The following is a 17,316-nucleotide window of genomic DNA, read 5'->3' on the forward strand; positions in this document are numbered from 1 at the left end:
GGATCCTCGCGGATCCGCCCCTTTTCTCATTTCGCCGCCGGTGCCGCGCTGGCCTGCCAGCCGCACATCTGGCCTTCGTTCTGCTGCTTGAGCCACTCATTGACCGGGCTGAAGTACTCGATCATCGGGCCGGCATCCAGCTTGTCGGTGCCGGTCAGCTCCTTCAGCGTGGCCTGCCACGGCTGGCTGGCGCCCTTGCTGAGCATCGCCCAGTACTTCTGGCCGGCTTCCTTGTTGCCGTAGAACGTGCACTCGTGCAGCGGGCCCTTGTAACCCGATGCATCGCACAGGCCCTTGTAGAACTGGAACTGCAGGATGCGGGCGAGGAAGTAGCGGGTGTACGGCGTATTGCCCGGCACGTGGTACTTCGCGCCCGGATCGAAGAACTCCTCGCCGCGGGTGCTGGCCGGGGCAACGCCCTGGTATTTGGCCTTCAGGTCCCACCATGCCTTGTTGTAGTTGTCGGCGGTGATCGATCCATCAAACACGCCCCAGCGCCAGCGGTCGATCATCAGGCCGAAGGGCAGGAATGAAACGCCCGACAGCGCCATGCGCATCTGCGCGTTGATCACGGCCTCGCGGCTTTCCTGCGGTGCATCAACGAGACCGATCGAATTCAGGTACTTGGGCGTCATCGCCAGCACGATCGTGTCGCCGATTGCTTCGTGGAAGCCATCGTTGGCGCCGCCCTGGAACAGGGGCGGCAACGGGTTGTAGGCCAGGTCGTAATAGATGTGGCCCAGCTCGTGATAGATGGTGGTGAAGTTCTCTTCGTTCGGCTTGATGCACATCTTGGTGCGCACATCGCCTTCCATGTTCATGTCCCAGGCGCTGGCGTGGCAGACCACGTCACGGTCGTCAGGCTTGATGAACTGGGTCTTGTCCCAGTACGACTGCGGCAGCGAGGGCATGCCCAGCGACACGTAGAAATCCTGTGCGCGCTCGGTCATCTGTTTCGCGGTACGCAGTTCGGCCTCGCGCTGGGCCCTGTACTGGCCCGCGACGCTAGCATCCCTGCCAGCCTTGGCCAGCGCAGCACTCAGGTTGGTCTGGTACTGCTTTTCCAGTGCGGCGGTGATGTCCAGGCTTCCGGCACCGGGATAGGGCTCCAGCTGGTCCCACAGGTTGGACCAGTCCTGCTGCCACATGTTGCCCAGCAGGTGCGCGGCGATCAGGCCATTACCCACCTCGGCCTTGTCCTTGCCGTAGGTCTTGTCCAGCTTCCCGCGCGCGTAGCAGTGCAGCTGCTCGTACATCGGCTTGACCTGCTCCCACAGGCGGTCGGTTTCCGGCCCGATCTGCTCCGGCGGCATGTCATAGCCGCTGCGCCACATCTGCCCGGCATCGGTGAAGCCCATGCCCTTGGCACCTTCGTTCACCAGGCTGACGAACTTCTGGTAGTCGCCACGCATGTTCCGCGTGGTGCTGTGCCAGCCCTGCCAGGCGTCAAGCTGCGCGTCGTAGTCGCGGCTGCGTGCCAGCACCTGTTCCAGTTCCCCCAGCTGGCGGCAGGAGGCCGGGTCGTTGGCATCGGTGCAGTACTTGCCGGCACCGTAGCTGCCCTCCATGCGGGTGGCGATCTGGGTCAGCTCGGCCAGCTTGGCCGGGTCGCGCGGTGCCGGCATCGAGGACATCAGCTTCAGCAGATGGATCGCACGCTTGCTGTCTGCGCTCATCGGCTGGCCCTCGAACTTCGCGGCCTGCTCGATCCAGCTGTTGAGCTGGGTCAGTGAACGCTCGTTGGCCTTGGCCGCGATGCGCTCCGAATCGCTGTTGATGTAGGTGGAAGACAGCCACTGCGCCGAGGTCATCTCCGGATAGGCAGCCTTGTATTCGGCATTGATGCGGGCAACGAACTGGTCGGCGGTCTCGCCGGCCGGTGCGCTGCTGCCGGCGGTCTCGGCGCCGGGGGACGCTTCCTTCTTGCAGGCAGCCAGGGCCAGCGTGGCGGCGGCGACAGCAGCGGCCAGCAGGAGATGACGGTGTTTCACGGGCGGTCCTTGGGTGGTGAACGACGGCCGAAGGCTAGTGGGCAGGCGCTGCCACCGCAAGTGGCGGAAGTCGGCCGGGCCGCGCCCGGCACCCGCAGAAGCCTTCCAGCAAGGGCAAAGGCCAAAGCAACAGCAACAGCGGGCTATCCGTGGGATGGCGGGGCGGTGTGGGCTTGCAGGACACGCCGTAAACCCATCCATGGGGGCTCGATGGCGCCATCCATGGCGCCAACGGTCCTGCAATCCCACACCGCCCCACCTCTGACAGATCGCGGCGGCTGTTGGTGGGTGTCGACCTTGGTCGGCACATCTGTCAGGTATCGACAATCAAATTGGGGTCAGATCCGTTTTCCGCAGGAAAACGGATCTGACCCCGGAATTTCACCTACCAACAGCGGAGTGAACCTGTCGAAGGCAGGGTACTGTGGGTTTGCGGGGTGTGAGCGCCATGGATGGCGCGACCAAGGCTACATGGACGTACTTGCGCCGTCCCCGCGAACCCACAGTGCCCCGCCATCCCACGGAATGCGCTTCGGCTTTTGACGTTGCCTCGGCTTCTGCGGGTGCAGGGCTGCAAGCCCTGCCGAACCCCCCTCAACTCTCGCAGCCGGCGAACACGTCGCGATCGCGCTCGTACAGCGCCGTCTTCACCTGCATCAGGCCCAGCACCGACGGGAACAGGTTGTCGTGGTCGGTATACGCTGCCGAACGCTTGCGCACGCATTGCAGGTCCAGCCCGCGACTGCTGGCGAAGCCCGGCGAGAACCACATCGTCATCGGTACGCGGGTCTGCTCGGCCGGGGCGATCGCATAGGGCACGCCGTGCAGGTACAGGCCCTTCTCACCCAGCGATTCGCCATGGTCGGACAGGTAGATCATCGCTGTGTCGTAGTCCTGCATGCCCTGCAGCGTGCCGATGGTCTTGCTCAGGAAATGATCGGTGTACAGCACGGCATTGTCATAGCTGTTGGTGATCTCTTCGCGTGAGCAACGGCCGATGTCACGGGTGTCGCAGGTTGGCTTGAAGCGGGCAAAGGCGGCCGGATAGCGCTCGAAGTACGCCGGGCCATGGTTGCCCAGCTGGTGCAGCACGACCACGCGGTCGCCGGGTTTGGCACGCACCTGGGTGGCCAGGTCCTGCAGCAGGATCTCGTCCATGCAGCGGCCGTCGGCGCACAGGCCCGGGGTGGTCGCATCGGACAGCGACTGGAAGTCCAGTCCTTCGCACACGCCTTTGCAGCCGGACTGGTTGTCACGCCACAGCGGTGCGATGCCGGCACGGTTCAGTACGTGCAGCAGCGACTGGTGCGCGCGGATCTTCTTCTCGTCGTAGTCGTGGCGTCCCCATGGCGAGAACAGGCAGGGCAGCGAAACTTCGGTGCTGGTGCCGCAGGAGTGCATGTCGGGGAAGTTGATCACCGGTGCCTGGGCCAGTTCCGGCGTGGTATTGCGGCCGCCGTTGAGGCCCCAGTTCTGTGCACGCACGGTCTCGCCCATCACGATTACCAGCAGCCGCGGTTTGCTCGCCGGAGCGCGTGGGGTGGCCTTGGCGTCGGTGCCGATCGGCAGTTTCGGCGCGCGCTGCACCGGGTTGTCGCCGCGCAGTGCACGTGGAAGACCCAGCAGCACGTTGGCCGGGGTGGCGAGGTAACGCACTTCACGCTGGTTGCGCATCAGTGCGGAGACGTCCTGGAACGAGATCAGTGCACCGCCAACAGCGGTCACCGCAGCCACCGCCAGGAAGCCCAGGCGCCACAGCAGGCTGCGCCCCCAGCTGCGCCGCTGCAGCTGCACCCGCCACACCAGCACCATCGGCAGTGCCGCCAGCAGCAGTACCGGCCACAGCAGCGAGACCGTCATCAGTTCGCGGCTTTCCTTCGGATCGGTCGCCAGCACGTTGCGCAGCATGTCCGCGTCCAGATAGATGTGGTAACGGCTCATGTAGTGGGCGGCGAAGGCCGTTACCAGCAGCAGCGCGCTGATCACCACCTTGGCGTTCCAGCGCCAGACCAGCAGGCCCAGCAGCAGGCCATGCGTGCCGAGCAGCAACAGCAGCAGCGACACCGCGTAGCGCAGGCTCTCCGGGTGGCTGGCCATCGCGCTGCGCCAGAACAGGCCGTTGCCGGCCAGGGCGAAGAACAGGCTGGTCAGCGCGATCAACGCCTCGGTGGACAGCTGTGGCCGCCAGCTGCGCAGGACGGCCAGCGATGGCACACGGAACGAGCGTTGGACCGAAGCATTCATGCGTTCGCCTCCAGGCGGTTGGTGCGGTCCAGGTGATGGCGGACCAGAACGTACAGCCCCAGTGACAGCAGCCAGCACAGCAGGGCTGTGGCAAGGTCATGCGACAGAAAATGTGCACCCCGCAGCTGCTGGCTGATGCCGAACAGCAGCCCGCTGCCCAGGCCCAGTGCCAGGCCGGTCCAGCGCCAGGCAGGACGCCACAGCAGGGCGAAAAAGTACAGGCTCAGCCAGGCATAGCCGGCACTGGCATGGCCGGCGGGAAAGCACGCGATCACCGGCATGTCGGCCGGACGATGGCTGAAAAGCCCGATATAAGGCTGGTGGCCGCCGTAGCGCAGCAGATCCCACGGGCAGTCCATCGGCACCAGCGACTTCAGCAGCGACACGCCGCCGGTTCCCAGCGCCAGGGCAATTACGACATAAAGCAGCGCCCATCGCAGGGTGCGATCACGTCCGTGGCGCCAGTGGTGAAAGCTCAGCAGTATCACCACCAGCGCTGCGGCGGTGCTGAACCACTTGCCGCCCCGGTGCACCAGCGAGCGGGTGAACCACGCGTCCTGCAGTGCCCAGCGGCCGCCCTCCAACCGGAACAGGTGGTCAGCCAGCCATTGATCGGCTCCCCCCTCCATGAACACGGCGAACAGGGGCAGCACGATGAGCAGTGGAAGCCACAGGTGGGTCACGGCGAACCGCGATGCCAGCGTGGAGTAGGCCGAAGCAACCCCGGAGACGGGAGGACGGACGGACATGCAGGGAAACACCGTGACGATGAACCGGCGCCATGCTCGTCAGGTTGATGTCGGAGAAGGGTCGGACCTGCGTTCGGGCCGGGTTAACCGCCGGCCCGCGTGGGGGATGATTCAGTCTTCTTCTTCGTTGGCGCCGGCCCGCTCGGCGTGGCAGCCGGCATCCCAGGCGGTGCCGGGCACCAGTTGCCAGCGGTTGCGGTTGGCGACGCCGATGTCGATCATCTGGGCGGCATCCACGCAGGGACTCATGGCCTTGTCGAGCACCAGCAGCCAGCGCCGGTCGGGTGCTTCGGCCAGCCAGGCGCCGGCGTCGTGCCACTGTTCAGGCCAGGGCCGCTTGAAGCCGAACTCGCGCACGGCGCGGTCGGCCTGCAGCAGGTTCTGTTCGCGCCAGGCCACCAGTGCCAGTTCGGCATCGGGGCCGATCCTCGCGCCGACCCGGCGCATCAGCGCCGACGACGAGGCGTAGGGGTCGAGCGCCGGAATCAGCACCAGGCCGTACAGCATCCACAGCAGGCCGTGGGTGAGCAGTACCAGGGTGGCGGCGCGCCGCACGCGCAACCACACGGCCAGGGTAGCCACGGCGATCGCGAACGTCAGCAGGCCGTCGCCCAGCACCGGCAGCAGGGTGTCGGGCATCGCACGCCGCTGCAGCTGCGCCTGCGCCCAGTGACTTTCGGTGAGCAGCATCACGCCCAGCACGGCGGTTGCCAGCATCAGCACCAGGCTGTAACCGAACAGATACCGGCGCACGCACAGCCTGCGCAGCAGGCCGGGCAGCAGGGGCGCGGCGGCAAGGGCCACGGCAGGCAGCATCGGCAGCAGGTAGACCTCGCGCTTGCCGGGGCTGGCGCTGAAGAACACCAGCACCAGCAGCGCCCACCCCAGCAGCAGCCACTGCCGGCGGTCGCCACGGCGCAGGCGCCGCCACCACGGGCGGGCCAGCACCGGCAGCAACAGGGCACCCGGCAGCCACAGTGTCAGGATCACCTGCAGGTAGTACCAGACCGGCTGCCGGTGGTGCCAGGCGTTGGCATAGCGGGTGCCGGTCTGCTTGAACAGCAGTTCATGCGCATAGGACTGCAGCGAGGCACTGGGTTCGTGCAGCAGGGCCCAGCCCAGCGGGGCCAGCCAGACGGCCACGCCGAGCAGGAATGCAGGGATCAGCCACAGCAGGGTCGCCGGGTGCGGGCCCTCGATGCGACGGCCGCGGCGATGCTGGTACAGCCACCAGCCGAACCAGGGCAGCACCATCAGCAGCGGCAGGAAACCTACGCCTTTGGTCACCGTGCCCAGGCCGGCGGCAAAGCCGGCCAGCCACAGCGCCGGCACGTTGCGTCGCTCGCACAGATGCCGCAGCAGGCCCCACAGGGCCAGCGTCGTCATCCCGACCAGCACCATATCGATCTGCGCACGCTTGGCCATCAGGCCGAACTGCAGGGTGCAGAACAGGGCGCCGATGGCATAGAGGGAGTGGCGCGGCGACCACAGTCGGCGTGCCAGATCCGACACCAACCACAGACTGAGCAGGGCCCCCAGCAGCGAAGGCAGCAGGAACGACCACTGCCAGCTGCCTACCACTTCGTAGGCCGCGGCCTGCAGCCACATGAACACCGGCGGCTTCTCCGCATACAGCTCGCTGCCACGATGCGGCAGCAGCCATTCCCCGCTTTCCACCATGGTCCTGGCGGCCAGTACGAAGCGGGGTTCGTCCGGTGGCTGCGGCTGGCGCATGCCGATGCCGGCAGCCAGTGCCGCGATGATCAACAGCCAGAGCAGGGGCAGGCGCCAACGGCGGGGCAGGGCTACGGGCACGGCAGGCTCCGGGAGCAAAACGGCCATTTTGAGGCGGCGGGGGTGGGAAAAGCGTCGGAGTATCGCCGGGGCGACCTCATTCCGACATGCGTGGCGCTACCATGGTACGAACTTCCGTGGAACTTTCATGCATGCGCCTGTTGGTGATCGAGGACAACCGGCAGCTGGTGGCCAATCTGTTCGACTACTTCGAGTCGCGCGGTCATGTGCTGGATGTGGCTCCCGATGGCATCACCGGCCTGCATCTGGCGGGCAGCCATCCCTATGACGCGGTGATCCTGGACTGGATGCTGCCCCGGATGGAAGGGCCGGAAGTGCTGCGCCGCCTGCGTGCCGAGCATGGCTCGGAGGTGCCGGTGATCATGCTGACCGCACGCGACGAACTGCCGGACAAGATTGCCGGCTTCCGTGCCGGCGCTGATGACTACCTGACCAAGCCGTTCGCGTTGCCGGAGCTGGAAGTGCGGCTGGAGGCGCTGCTGCTGCGGGCACAGGGACGCAACCCCCGCAAGCGGCTGCAGGTGGGTGATCTGGTGCTGGACCTGGCGACCCTGGAGGCGCAGCGCGCCGGACAGGTCCTGCATCTGTATCCGGCCTGCCGCAAGCTGCTGGAAGTGCTGATGCGCGCCAGCCCCGGCGCGGTCACCCGCCAGCAGCTCGAATTCGCCCTGTGGGGCGACGAGCCACCGGACGGCGACCTGCTGCGCTCGCATGTCTACGAACTGCGCCGCAGCGTGGATGGACCGTTCGTGGACAAGCTGATCCACACGCTGCCGCGGGTCGGCTACCGGTTGGCCCTGCCCACCGCCGCCGAGGCCGGCAGGAATGACGATGAAGGTGCGTAGACCCGGCCCGCTGTACCGCCGCGTGCTGTGGTGGCTGCTGGGCTACCTGGCACTGCTTTCGCTGGCGGTGTTCAGCGTAGGCAACTATGTGCACGAGCACGCCGAACACGCCGCCTGGCGCGCGCTGCTCAACTCCGAACTGGACAGCATCGTCGAGCATGTCGAGCACGAGCCACACTATCGATGGCAGGACTCGGACACGCTCAGCCTGTACCGTTTCGACGCGGTGAACCTGCCTGACAGCCTGCGCACCCTGCATCCCGGCCTGCATGACGGGGTGATGGTGAAGGACCGCGAAACGGCGGTCATGGTGCGTGATACGGACTCGATGGGGCGCGTTGCGCTGGTGCTGGACATCTCCGACTTCCACGACCTTGAGCAGTTCGCCACGCGGTGGGTGATGCTGGCCGGGGTGATCATGATCTTCGTCACCGTGCTGATGGCGTCCTTCGGCATGGAGCGCATGGTGCGTCCGCTCAGCCTGCTGGCGCAGCGCATCGGCGCGTTGCGGCCGGGCGCGCAGGGCCAGCGCATCGATGTCGACCCGCGTGGCAGTTCCGAGCTGCACACCATCGCCGATGCGTTGAATGACTACCTCGAACGCAACGAGCAGTTCGTGGAACGCGAGCGGGTGTTCATCAGCACTGCCAGCCATGAGCTGCGCACCCCGATTGCGGTGATGACCGGCGCCGCCGAGCTGGCACTGGAGCAGCCGGGCCTGCCGGACCGTGCCCGGCAGCAGATCCAGCGCGTGCTGCGCACCGCGCAGGGCGTGGAGCAGCTGATCGAACTGCTGCTGGTGCTTGCGCGCGATCCGGCGCGGCTGGCGGCGCGTGCCGAGCGCATCGCACTGGACCAGCTGCTGCCGGACATCGTCGAGCATCATCGCCATCTGCTGGGCGACAAGGACCTGAGCATCGGTATCCAGGCCGCGCCGGTGGACATCGTTGCCCCGCTGGCGGTGGTGCAGGCGGCGATCGGCAACCTGTTGCGCAACGCGATCGAGAACAGCGGCCGCGGGCACATCGAACTGCGCCTGAGCGCTTCGGCGGTGCTGACCCTGCAGGACCCGGGGCATGGCATGAGCCCGGAGGAGATCGCTGCGATCCACGCACGCATGGCCCGGGGAGAGCGTGTCGATCGTGGCGGGATCGGCCTGGACCTGATCGCGCGCCTGTGCGAGCACCTTGGCTGGACCCTGCAGCTGCAGCCCTGCGAGCCGCGCGGGACGCAGGCCACGCTGGATTTCGGTGCTTCGCGCCCAGGCGGATGATCGCAGTCGCGGGGTCAGGCCTTCGGCCGCGGCACATGCTGGTCGACCAGGATCACGTTGCCGTCCGGATCCATCAGTTGCAGGAAGGCGGGGCCTTCACTGTCGGGATCGGCCCGAACCTGCAGCGCGATATCCTGCGCATCCAGCGCTGCCTGCAGTTCGCGGACGTCCTGGAAACGCGGCAGTTCCTGCTTGTGCTGGTCCCAGCCCGGGTTGAAGGTCAGCAGGTTGCCTTCAAACATGCCCTGGAACAGGCCGATGACGACACCGTTGTTGCGCAGTACCAGCCAGTTCTGCGTCGCATCGCCGCCGGTGACCGAGAAGCCCAGCGCCTCATAGAACGCGCGGGAGGCGGCCAGGTCCTTGACCGAAAGGCTGACCGAGAAGGCACCCAGTTGCATGGACACGCTCCGTACCGGGGAAGGCGAGGCCGGCACTGCAGCATGACCCGCCGTGAAGAGGGTGTTAATCTCGACCCGCGCCGCCTTATGCGGCGCTTTTTTTTCCGCTCTTTCGATCGACAGAGGATCCCATGCCGACCGAACCCGCTACTGCCCTGATCAGCAACGATATCGTTGGCCTGGGCCTGATTGCTGCCACCCTGGCCCTGATCTTCTGGGCCGCCAGTGGTCCCACCCCCCTGCTGAAGAAGATCTTCGCCTGGGTGCCGGCCCTGCTGCTGTGTTACTTCATCCCGGCCATCTACAACACCGCCGGTGTCATCGATGGCCACAACACGTCGCTGTACAACCCGGTCGCACGCGATGTGCTGCTGCCTGCCGCGCTGGTCCTGCTGACCCTGTCGATCGACCTCAAAGGGGTCATCAAGCTCGGCCCGAAGCTGCTGCTCGTGTTCTGTGCCGGTACCGCCGGCATCATGCTCGGCGCCATCGTCTCGTTCCAGGTGATGAAGCTGATCCACCCGGAAACCGTGGCTGGTGATACCTGGGCCGGCATGGCCGCACTGGCCGGCAGCTGGATCGGCGGTGGCGCCAACATGGTCGCCATGCGCGAGATCTTCGGTACCGATGCCACGACCTTCGGGCAGTTCGCCGTGGTCGATGTGGCCTGCGCCAGCCTGTGGATGGCGATCCTGCTGTTCCTGGCCAACCGCGCGCAGCAGATCGACACGCGCAACGGTGCCGACACCCGTGCCATCGACGAGATGAAGGCGCGCATCAGCGCCTATGAAGCGCAGAACGCACGTATTCCCAGCATGACCGACCTGATGGTGATCGTCGGCGTTGCCCTGGGCGGTGTCGGCCTGGCGCACGCGATCGCCGCGCCGCTGTCGGGCTGGTTCAAGGCCAACGTGAGCTGGGCCAGCCAGTTCAGCCTGGACAGCCAGTTCGTCTGGGTGATCCTGCTGTCCACCGCGATGGGCCTGGGCCTGAGCTTCACCCGTGCACGTCGTCTGGAAGCGGCGGGTGCCTCGCGCCTGGGCACGGTGTTCCTGTACTTCCTGATCGCCTGCATCGGCATGCAGATGAACCTGCTGTCGCTGCTGGATCGGCCGTGGCTGTTCCTGCTCGGCGCGATCTGGATGGCGACCCACGTGCTGGTGCTGTGGGCCGTGGCCAAGCTGGTCCGTGCACCGCTGTTCTTCTTCGCCATTGGTTCGCAGGGCAACATCGGTGCGGCGGCATCGGCGCCGGTGGTGGCTGCGGCCTTCCATCCGACACTGGCACCGGTCGGCGTGCTGCTCGGCACGGTGGGCTATGCCACCGGCACCGGGCTGGCCTACGTCACCGGCCTGATCCTGAAGTGGATGGCCAACGGCTGAGCGCGGGTCGCTATGGCTGCGCTTTCCCGCGATCTGCGGCAGATCCACGCCATGCGTGGATGCACTTCATGCCGACCCATGAGCAGAGAAGGGGTCAGATCCGTTTCCCGGAGGAAACGGATCTGACCCCGGACTCAATGCGATGCGTGGATCTACAACAGATCCAGCACCGTCATGCCTTTCAGCAGCAGCGTCCGCCGTTGCGTCCGCCGTACCGCGCTTCCTGACGTTCGCGGAAGAACGTCTTGTAGTCCATCGGTTCCTGGTCCGGATGCTTCTCCAGCATGTGCCGGACGTAGTTGTCGTAATCAGGGATGCCACAGCACAGGCGTGCCGTCTGCACCAGGCGTCGCCACACGCGGCGGTGCGCCTGGTACTGGCCAACGGGAACCAGTTGCGTGCTCATTACAGATCCACCATTTCATGTGGCTTCAGCGCCACGTACGGGGTCTCGCGGTCGCTGCGCTGCGGATTGCGGCGTGCGGCCAGGATCGTGCGGATCGAATAGGTCAGCACCGCACCCACCACCAGCAGGAACAGCGCGGTCAGGCCGGTGTTGACGTAGGCATTGACCACGATCTGCTGCATCTGCGCCACCGACTTGGCCGGTGCGGTGATCGTATCGCTGGCGATGGCGGCCTGGAACTTGTGCGCCTGCGCCAGGAAGCCCTGTGCCGGGTTGCTGTCGAAGATCTTGATGAAGCCGGCATAGGTGGTGCAGATCAGCAGCCAGGTGGCCGGTACTGCGGTCACCCAGGCATAGCGGTCACGCTTCATCTTGAACAGCACCACCGTCCCCAGCATCAGCGCGATACCGGCCAGCATCTGGTTGGAGATGCCGAACAGCGGCCACAGGGTCTGGATGCCGCCGAACGGATCGACCACGCCGGTGTAGAGCAAGTAGCCCCACAGCGCCACGCAGCCGGCCGTGCCGATGATGTTGGCCGTCCACGACTCGGTCTTCTTCAGCGCCGGAATGAAGTTGCCCAGCAGATCCTGCAGCATGAAGCGGCCTGCGCGGGTGCCCGCATCCACGGCGGTCAGGATGAACAACGCTTCGAACAGGATGGCGAAGTGGTACCAGAACGCCATCATCGCGTCGCTGCCGCTGGGAATGGCTTCATGCAGGATCATTGCGATGCCCACCGCCAGCGTCGGAGCACCACCGGCGCGGTGCAGGATCGTCGGCTCGCCGATCGCGGCGGCCGTGGCGGTCAGCTGTTCCGGCGTGATGGTGAAGCCCCAGGTGTTGGTGATGTAGTGCGCGGCAGACGCCGCATCGGCACCGATCACCGCCGCCGGGCTGTTCATCGCGAAGTAGATGCCCGGATCGATGATCGACGCAGCCACCAGCGCCATCACCGCCACGAACGATTCCATCAGCATGCCGCCATAGCCGATGTAGCGCATGTGCGATTCATTGGCCAGCAGCTTCGGCGTGGTGCCCGAGGAAATCAGCGCGTGGAAACCGGATACCGCGCCGCAGGCAATGGTGATGAACAGGAACGGGAACATGCCGCCCTTCCACACCGGGCCATCGCCACTGGCGGCGAACTGGGTCAGTGCGGGCATTTTCAGCTCGGGCATCACGATCAGGATGCCGATGGCCAGAGCGACGATGGTGCCGATCTTGAGGAAGGTCGACAGGTAGTCGCGCGGTGCCAGCAACAGCCACACGGGCAGCACCGAAGCGACGAAGCCGTAGCCGATCAGCATCCAGGTGATCTGCGTGCCGGTGAAGGTGAAGGCCGGGCCCCACACCGGATCTGCAGCAACCTTGCCGCCGTACCAGATCGCGGCCAGCAGCAGCACCAGGCCCACCACCGAGATCTCGCCGATCTTGCCCGGTCGGATGTAGCGCATGTAGATGCCCATCAGGATCGCGATGGGCATCGTGGCTATCACCGTGAACATGCCCCAGGGGCTTTCCGCCAGCGCCTTGACCACCACCATCGCCAGCACCGCCAGGATGATGATCATGATCAGGAACGCGCCGAACAGCGCGATGGTGCCGGGCACCTGTCCCATTTCCTCGCGGACCAGATCGCCCAGTGAGCGGCCGTTGCGCCGGCTGGACAGGAACAGGACCATGAAGTCCTGTACCGCACCGGCCAGCACCACGCCCACCACCAGCCACAGCAGTCCGGGCAGGTAGCCCATCTGCGCCGCGAGCACCGGGCCCACCAGTGGACCGGCGCCGGCGATGGCCGCGAAGTGGTGGCCGAACAGCACGTGCTTGTTGGTCGGCACGTAGTCCAGGCCATCGTTGTTGATCACCGCCGGCGTAGCCCGGGTCGGATCCACCTGCATCACCTTGTTGGCAATGAACAGGCTGTAGAAGCGATAGGCGATCAGGTAGATCGAAACAGCGGCGACGACGATCCACAGCGCGTTGATGTTTTCGCCGCGGCGCAAGGCCACGGTGCCCAGACAGAACGCGCCGAGCAGGGCGAGTGCCGCCCAACCCAGTTTGGCAAACCCTTTCATGAGGTGCTCTCTCCCGGAAAGACATTCAAAGAGTCCCGCGTGCCCTTTACAGGGTCAATGCGTGCGGGGCCCATCGGCGGTAGTACTTTGGTCGTACGAAGGTGGTGACCGCGTGTGCGGCATGGGCTGCGGGCAGACATCCGTGTCGCGGAACCGCCGGCATGACGCCCGGCGAACACCAGGGATGGAACAATCGGTTGCGGCGTCATCCATTGGCGGACGGCGCCGCGGCGTCCATCTTCAGTGGCATCCATCCAACAGGAGTCGCCATGAGCCTTCCCGAACCGGTCCGCGTCCTGCGCACCATCCGTGGCATGCCCACGTCCGACGGCGCCGGTGTGCGCCTGACCCGTGTCATCGGCGGCCCGACGCTGCCGGATCTGGATCCGTTCCTGCTGCTGGATGAATTCGGTACGGACCGCGCCGAAGACTACATCGCCGGTTTCCCGGAGCATCCGCACCGCGGTTTCGAGACGGTCACCTACATGCTGGACGGACGCATGCGCCACCGCGACAACCACGGCAACGAGGGCCTGTTGACCCCGGGCAGCGTGCAGTGGATGACTGCAGGCCGGGGCTTGGTGCATTCGGAGATGCCGGAACAGGAAAGCGGGCAGATGCGCGGTTTCCAGCTGTGGGTGAACCTGCCCGCGCGCGAGAAGATGACGGACCCGAAGTACCAGGAGTTCGCGCCGGAACGCATCCCGGTGGTGCAGCCGGAGCCGGGTGTGGAGGTGAAGGTGATCGCCGGTACTGTCGATGGCACCACCGGCCCGATCGTGCAGCCGGCCACCGATCCGTTGTATCTGGACGTCCGCCTCGAGGCCGATCGTGCCTGGACCTACACGCTTCCGGAAGGCCACAACGCGTTTGCCTATGTCTTCGAGGGCGCGATCACGGTCGGCGAGCAGGATGCCGCACGTGGTGTGGCGCGCCAGGAACTGGCGGTGCTCGGTGGCGGTGAACAGCTGCACGTTTCGGCTGGCAGCGAAGGGGCGCGGCTGATTCTGGTGGCCGGCCGGCCACTGCGGGAGCCGGTGATGCGGCATGGCCCGTTCGTGATGAACACGCGCCAGGAACTGATGCAGGCCTTCGTCGATTTCCAGGAAGGCAGGTTCTGAGGGCCGACGCCGCCCCCCAGGAGGAAGCCGGTAGCGCCGGGCCATGCCCGGCGGAAGAGGTCGGTAGCGCCGGGCCATGCCCGGCGGCTCTCCGGCACAGCACGCGTAAAGGACATCCATCAGGCCATGCCCGGCGTTGCCGCCAACGCGTCGGATCCGGCGGGGATGCTGCCAGGCAGTCATCCCCGTCACCTTCAACGTCCGGCGGCCACGGCTGAAGGCGTCAGGCTCATGCCCTGCGCCAGCTGCTGCAGCGACCCCAGTTCCTGCGTGCTGCCCGGGTACAGGGCAATCTGCGCATAGCGGCCCTTGTCCAGCTTGATCACGCTGATGCGTCGTTCGGCGTATCCCGGCGGCTGCTGTCCACCCAGATCGGGCTGGTACCAGTACAGTGACTCGCCGGCGAAACTGCCTTTTTCCTGGCGCAGCGAGCGGCTGAGCGGAATCGCCGGATCGCGTGCGCTCAGCATCAGGCTCAGTACTTCCCGTCCATCCTCGGTGCTGGCGCGGCAGAGCAGGAAGTCCGACTGCACCTGCTGCTGCCATTTCAGGCCGCTGCTCGCCGGCAGCGAAGGACATTCGGCGGGTGCCTGCGCGGCGGCCTGGGCCGCGGCAAACAACAGGCTCGACAGGACAACAGGCGCGAACTTCATGCATCCCCCCAAGGTGGCGTGTCGTGTGACGCCGCCATGCTGCTGGCGGCCGTGGCATCCCATCCCCGGATGCCATCCCCGCCGGGCATGTGCACAGGCGGTCAAACAGACCTTAACGGAACGTGAGTGCCCGCACAAATTGCGGTTACAACCGTAACCATTGCGGCCGATTGTCGGCCGCAATGGTCCGGGCAGCACTCAACGGTCGTTACCGACCCACTTGTAGATGATGCCGCCGATCATGCCGCCCAGCAGGGGGGCGACCCAGAACAGCCAGAGCTGGCCGACCGCGCCGCTGCCGGCGAAGAACGCCACCGCGGTGGACCGAGCCGGGTTCACCGACGTGTTGGTGACCGGGATGCTGATCAGATGGATCAGGGTCAATGCCAGACCGATCGCCAGCGGAGCGAACCCTGCCGGTGCCTTGCCATGGGTGGCGCCCATGATCACGACCAGAAATACCGCAGTCAGCACCACTTCGCACAGGAAGGCGGCCGCCACGCTGTACCCGCCGGGCGACAGCGCACCGTAGCCGTTGCTGGCGAAGGCCCCGGCCTGGCTGCCGTCGATGGCGAAGCCGCTGGCGCCGGAAGCGATCTGCAGCAGGATGAAGCCGGCCAGCAGGCCGCCCGCGACCTGGGCGATGATGTACGGCACCAGGTCGCGGGCCGGGAAGCGGCCGCCGGCCCACAGGCCCACGCTGACTGCCGGATTGAAGTGCGCGCCGGACACGTGACCGAACGCGTAGGCGCCGGTGACCACGGTCAAGCCGAACGCGAGTGCCACGCCCAGGAAGCCGATGCCCAGCGGATTGCCGTCGCCGCCGAACTTGGCAGCCAGTACCGCACTGCCACAGCCACCCAGAACCAGCCAGAAAGTGCCGAGGAACTCGGCGGCCAAGCGTTTACCCATGCTCATGAACTGCACTCCTTTGATGAACTAAAATGTGAAACAGGTCACATTTCAGTGACCGGCGAGTGACGATAGCGTCAAAGGCCGGTGCAGGGATACACCTCAGGGTGTGTGCAGCGCGCGATGCTCAGTACTGCGGCAGCGGGATGAACTCCTTGTCGTCGCCGGGAATGCTGCCGAACCGGCCGGCTTCCCAGTCCTGTTTCGCCTGTTCGATGCGCTCCTTGGAGCTGGAAACGAAGTTCCACCACAGGTGACGCGGGCCATCCAGCGGTTCGCCGCCGAACAGCATGGCCTTGAGCGGGGTCTTCGCGCGCAGCCGGCCGCGCGCGCCGGCCTCGGGAATCACCAGGTGCTGCGCCGGGATGTCCACGCCATCCAGCTGCGCCTGGCCTTCGAGGATGTACAGCGCCCGCTCGCGGTGGCCGTCATCGATGTCGATCTCCGCGTCGGGATCGAGGTCGATGGCTACATTGAGCGTGTCGGCGAAGACCTTCACCGGCGACTCCTCGCCATAGGCGCGGCCTGCGATCACGCGCAGCCAGGCACCGTTGCGGCGCTGCTCCGGGAGGGTCGCGGCGGCGTGGTGATAGAACGCCGGCTCCACTTCCTCGTGCGACTTCGGCAATGCCACCCAGGTCTGCATCCCGTGGATCGGATGGTCGTGACCGCGCTCCGGCGGGGGCGTGCGTTCGGAGTGCGCGATGCCGCGGCCGGCGGTCATCCAGTTGACGTCGCCGGGACGGATCACCTGGTCCGAGCCGAGCGTGTCGCGGTGGCCGATGGCGCCGGACCAGAGGAAGGTGACGGTGGCCAGGCCGATATGCGGATGGGGACGCACGTCGATGCCGGTACCTGCGGTAAGGACGGCCGGGCCCATCTGGTCGACGAATACGAACGAACCGATGCTGCGGGCCTGCAGGGTGGGGACGGCGCGGCGGACTTCCAGGCCGCCGATGTCGTGTACGCGCGGGGCGATGATGGTGGTCATGCGGGCGTCTCGCTGGCAGGGATCAAGAGTGCCAGCATGGCATGCGGCCGTGACGGGCACATGCCCCATGCGGGTAACAGGGTGTTCCAGCCAACGGCGCAGCCCCTCGTGGCTGGCTGCTTGGCCGAGTAAAGCAACAGCCGCGCTTGGCCGGGCGGGGTGGGTTCGCGGGGGGCGCCGTGAACCCGTCCTTGGGGGCTTGGCCGCGGCATCCATGCCGCGGACACCCCCGCGAACCCACCCCGCCCGGCCCCTGACAGTTTCCGTGTGCGTCCAGCCACGGAGAAGAAAAAAGAAAATCAACATCAAACGCCGGTCGCTTCGCTCCTGGTGGCGACCAAGGTCGACACCCACCAGTTCGTAGTGATCCACACCGGAATCGAGATTCACCACCGTCACCGGGAAGCTGTCGGGGGTGGGGGGGGGGGGGGGGGGGGGGGGGGGGGGGGGGG

The 17,316-nt window shown here is 66.2% G+C and carries 14 protein-coding genes; 4 read left to right on the top strand and 10 right to left on the bottom strand.

What is annotated here, in order from left to right; genetic code table 11:
* Positions 1–26: 26 nt before the first annotated feature.
* The 4 genes from AC06FB_RS18320 to AC06FB_RS18335 form a co-directional block, all read right to left on the bottom strand.
* On the bottom strand, positions 27–1,991 hold the full coding sequence (locus AC06FB_RS18320; RefSeq protein WP_074899520.1) for a M2 family metallopeptidase: 1,965 nt from the start codon (positions 1,989–1,991) through the stop codon (positions 27–29).
* A 594-nt stretch (positions 1,992–2,585) separates the two neighbouring features.
* Positions 2,586–4,235, bottom strand: a complete 1,650-nt coding sequence (locus tag AC06FB_RS18325) for a phosphoethanolamine transferase (RefSeq protein ID WP_053519018.1) — start codon at positions 4,233–4,235, stop codon at positions 2,586–2,588.
* On the bottom strand, positions 4,232–4,984 hold the full coding sequence (locus tag AC06FB_RS18330; RefSeq protein ID WP_164151635.1) for a phosphatase PAP2 family protein: 753 nt from the start codon (positions 4,982–4,984) through the stop codon (positions 4,232–4,234). Before AC06FB_RS18330 ends, AC06FB_RS18325 begins: the two co-directional genes overlap by 4 nt.
* A 111-nt stretch (positions 4,985–5,095) precedes the next feature.
* Complete coding sequence (locus tag AC06FB_RS18335) at positions 5,096–6,799, bottom strand: ArnT family glycosyltransferase (RefSeq protein WP_478053965.1); 1,704 nt, start codon at positions 6,797–6,799, stop codon at positions 5,096–5,098.
* Positions 6,800–6,930: 131 nt separating this feature from the next.
* On the opposite strand from AC06FB_RS18335, the gene AC06FB_RS18340 reads away from it, so the two are divergent.
* Together AC06FB_RS18340 and AC06FB_RS18345 are read left to right on the top strand one after the other, a co-directional pair.
* Positions 6,931–7,644 carry a response regulator transcription factor gene (locus tag AC06FB_RS18340; RefSeq protein WP_065174831.1) on the top strand — a complete coding sequence of 238 codons (714 nt, stop codon included), beginning with the start codon at positions 6,931–6,933 and terminating at the stop codon, positions 7,642–7,644.
* The gene (locus AC06FB_RS18345) at positions 7,631–8,917 is read left to right on the top strand and encodes a sensor histidine kinase (protein WP_065174832.1); all 1,287 of its coding nucleotides are present in this window, start codon (positions 7,631–7,633) and stop codon (positions 8,915–8,917) included. The genes AC06FB_RS18340 and AC06FB_RS18345 overlap by 14 nt, the downstream gene beginning before the upstream one ends.
* Positions 8,918–8,931: 14 nt before the next feature.
* On the opposite strand, the gene AC06FB_RS18350 is transcribed toward AC06FB_RS18345, so the two are convergent.
* The gene (locus AC06FB_RS18350) at positions 8,932–9,318 is read right to left on the bottom strand and encodes a VOC family protein (RefSeq protein ID WP_111186348.1); all 387 of its coding nucleotides are present in this window, start codon (positions 9,316–9,318) and stop codon (positions 8,932–8,934) included.
* Between the two features lie 131 nt (positions 9,319–9,449).
* On the opposite strand from AC06FB_RS18350, the gene AC06FB_RS18355 reads away from it, so the two are divergent.
* Entirely contained in the window at positions 9,450–10,700 is a 1,251-nt protein-coding gene (locus tag AC06FB_RS18355; RefSeq protein WP_111186347.1) for a DUF819 family protein, read from the top strand.
* A gap of 181 nt (positions 10,701–10,881) precedes the next feature.
* On the opposite strand, the gene AC06FB_RS18360 is transcribed toward AC06FB_RS18355, so the two are convergent.
* Both AC06FB_RS18360 and AC06FB_RS18365 read right to left on the bottom strand, forming a co-directional pair.
* Entirely contained in the window at positions 10,882–11,106 is a 225-nt protein-coding gene (locus AC06FB_RS18360; protein WP_053519004.1) for a YbdD/YjiX family protein, read from the bottom strand.
* Positions 11,106–13,187 carry a carbon starvation CstA family protein gene (locus tag AC06FB_RS18365; RefSeq protein WP_478053966.1) on the bottom strand — a complete coding sequence of 694 codons (2,082 nt, stop codon included), beginning with the start codon at positions 13,185–13,187 and terminating at the stop codon, positions 11,106–11,108. The genes AC06FB_RS18360 and AC06FB_RS18365 overlap by 1 nt, the downstream gene beginning before the upstream one ends.
* 269 nt (positions 13,188–13,456) lie before the next feature.
* Here AC06FB_RS18365 and AC06FB_RS18370 point away from each other — a divergent pair, with 269 nt between their 5' ends.
* Complete coding sequence (locus AC06FB_RS18370; protein WP_111186345.1) at positions 13,457–14,308, top strand: pirin family protein; 852 nt, start codon at positions 13,457–13,459, stop codon at positions 14,306–14,308.
* A 194-nt stretch (positions 14,309–14,502) separates the two neighbouring features.
* On the opposite strand, the gene AC06FB_RS18375 is transcribed toward AC06FB_RS18370, so the two are convergent.
* The 3 genes from AC06FB_RS18375 to AC06FB_RS18385 all read right to left on the bottom strand — a co-directional run bounded on the left by AC06FB_RS18375 (position 14,503) and on the right by AC06FB_RS18385 (position 16,864).
* Entirely contained in the window at positions 14,503–14,961 is a 459-nt protein-coding gene (locus AC06FB_RS18375) for a hypothetical protein (protein ID WP_053518999.1), read from the bottom strand.
* A gap of 198 nt (positions 14,962–15,159) precedes the next feature.
* Entirely contained in the window at positions 15,160–15,879 is a 720-nt protein-coding gene (gene aqpZ / locus AC06FB_RS18380; RefSeq protein ID WP_080375317.1) for an aquaporin Z, read from the bottom strand.
* Positions 15,880–16,000: 121 nt separating this feature from the next.
* The gene (locus AC06FB_RS18385) at positions 16,001–16,864 is read right to left on the bottom strand and encodes a pirin family protein (RefSeq protein WP_053518997.1); all 864 of its coding nucleotides are present in this window, start codon (positions 16,862–16,864) and stop codon (positions 16,001–16,003) included.
* Between the last annotated feature and the right edge of the window lie 452 nt (positions 16,865–17,316).

The organism is Stenotrophomonas sp. Steno-C15 (genome assembly GCF_056393265.1).

Bases quoted from the DNA above. Each gene is read 5' to 3' on its own strand.
- AC06FB_RS18325 (WP_053519018.1), bottom strand. From the start codon at position 4,235: ATGAATGCTTCGGTCCAACGCTCGTTCCGTGTGCCATCGCTGGCCGTC.
- AC06FB_RS18330 (WP_164151635.1), bottom strand. From the start codon at position 4,984: ATGTCCGTCCGTCCTCCCGTCTCCGGGGTTGCTTCGGCCTACTCCACG.
- AC06FB_RS18340 (WP_065174831.1), top strand. From the start codon at position 6,931: ATGCGCCTGTTGGTGATCGAGGACAACCGGCAGCTGGTGGCCAATCTG.
- AC06FB_RS18345 (WP_065174832.1), top strand. From the start codon at position 7,631: ATGAAGGTGCGTAGACCCGGCCCGCTGTACCGCCGCGTGCTGTGGTGG.
- AC06FB_RS18350 (WP_111186348.1), bottom strand. From the start codon at position 9,318: ATGCAACTGGGTGCCTTCTCGGTCAGCCTTTCGGTCAAGGACCTGGCC.
- AC06FB_RS18355 (WP_111186347.1), top strand. From the start codon at position 9,450: ATGCCGACCGAACCCGCTACTGCCCTGATCAGCAACGATATCGTTGGC.
- AC06FB_RS18360 (WP_053519004.1), bottom strand. From the start codon at position 11,106: ATGAGCACGCAACTGGTTCCCGTTGGCCAGTACCAGGCGCACCGCCGC.
- AC06FB_RS18365 (WP_478053966.1), bottom strand. From the start codon at position 13,187: ATGAAAGGGTTTGCCAAACTGGGTTGGGCGGCACTCGCCCTGCTCGGC.
- AC06FB_RS18370 (WP_111186345.1), top strand. From the start codon at position 13,457: ATGAGCCTTCCCGAACCGGTCCGCGTCCTGCGCACCATCCGTGGCATG.
- AC06FB_RS18375 (WP_053518999.1), bottom strand. From the start codon at position 14,961: ATGAAGTTCGCGCCTGTTGTCCTGTCGAGCCTGTTGTTTGCCGCGGCC.
- aqpZ (WP_080375317.1), bottom strand. From the start codon at position 15,879: ATGAGCATGGGTAAACGCTTGGCCGCCGAGTTCCTCGGCACTTTCTGG.
- AC06FB_RS18385 (WP_053518997.1), bottom strand. From the start codon at position 16,864: ATGACCACCATCATCGCCCCGCGCGTACACGACATCGGCGGCCTGGAA.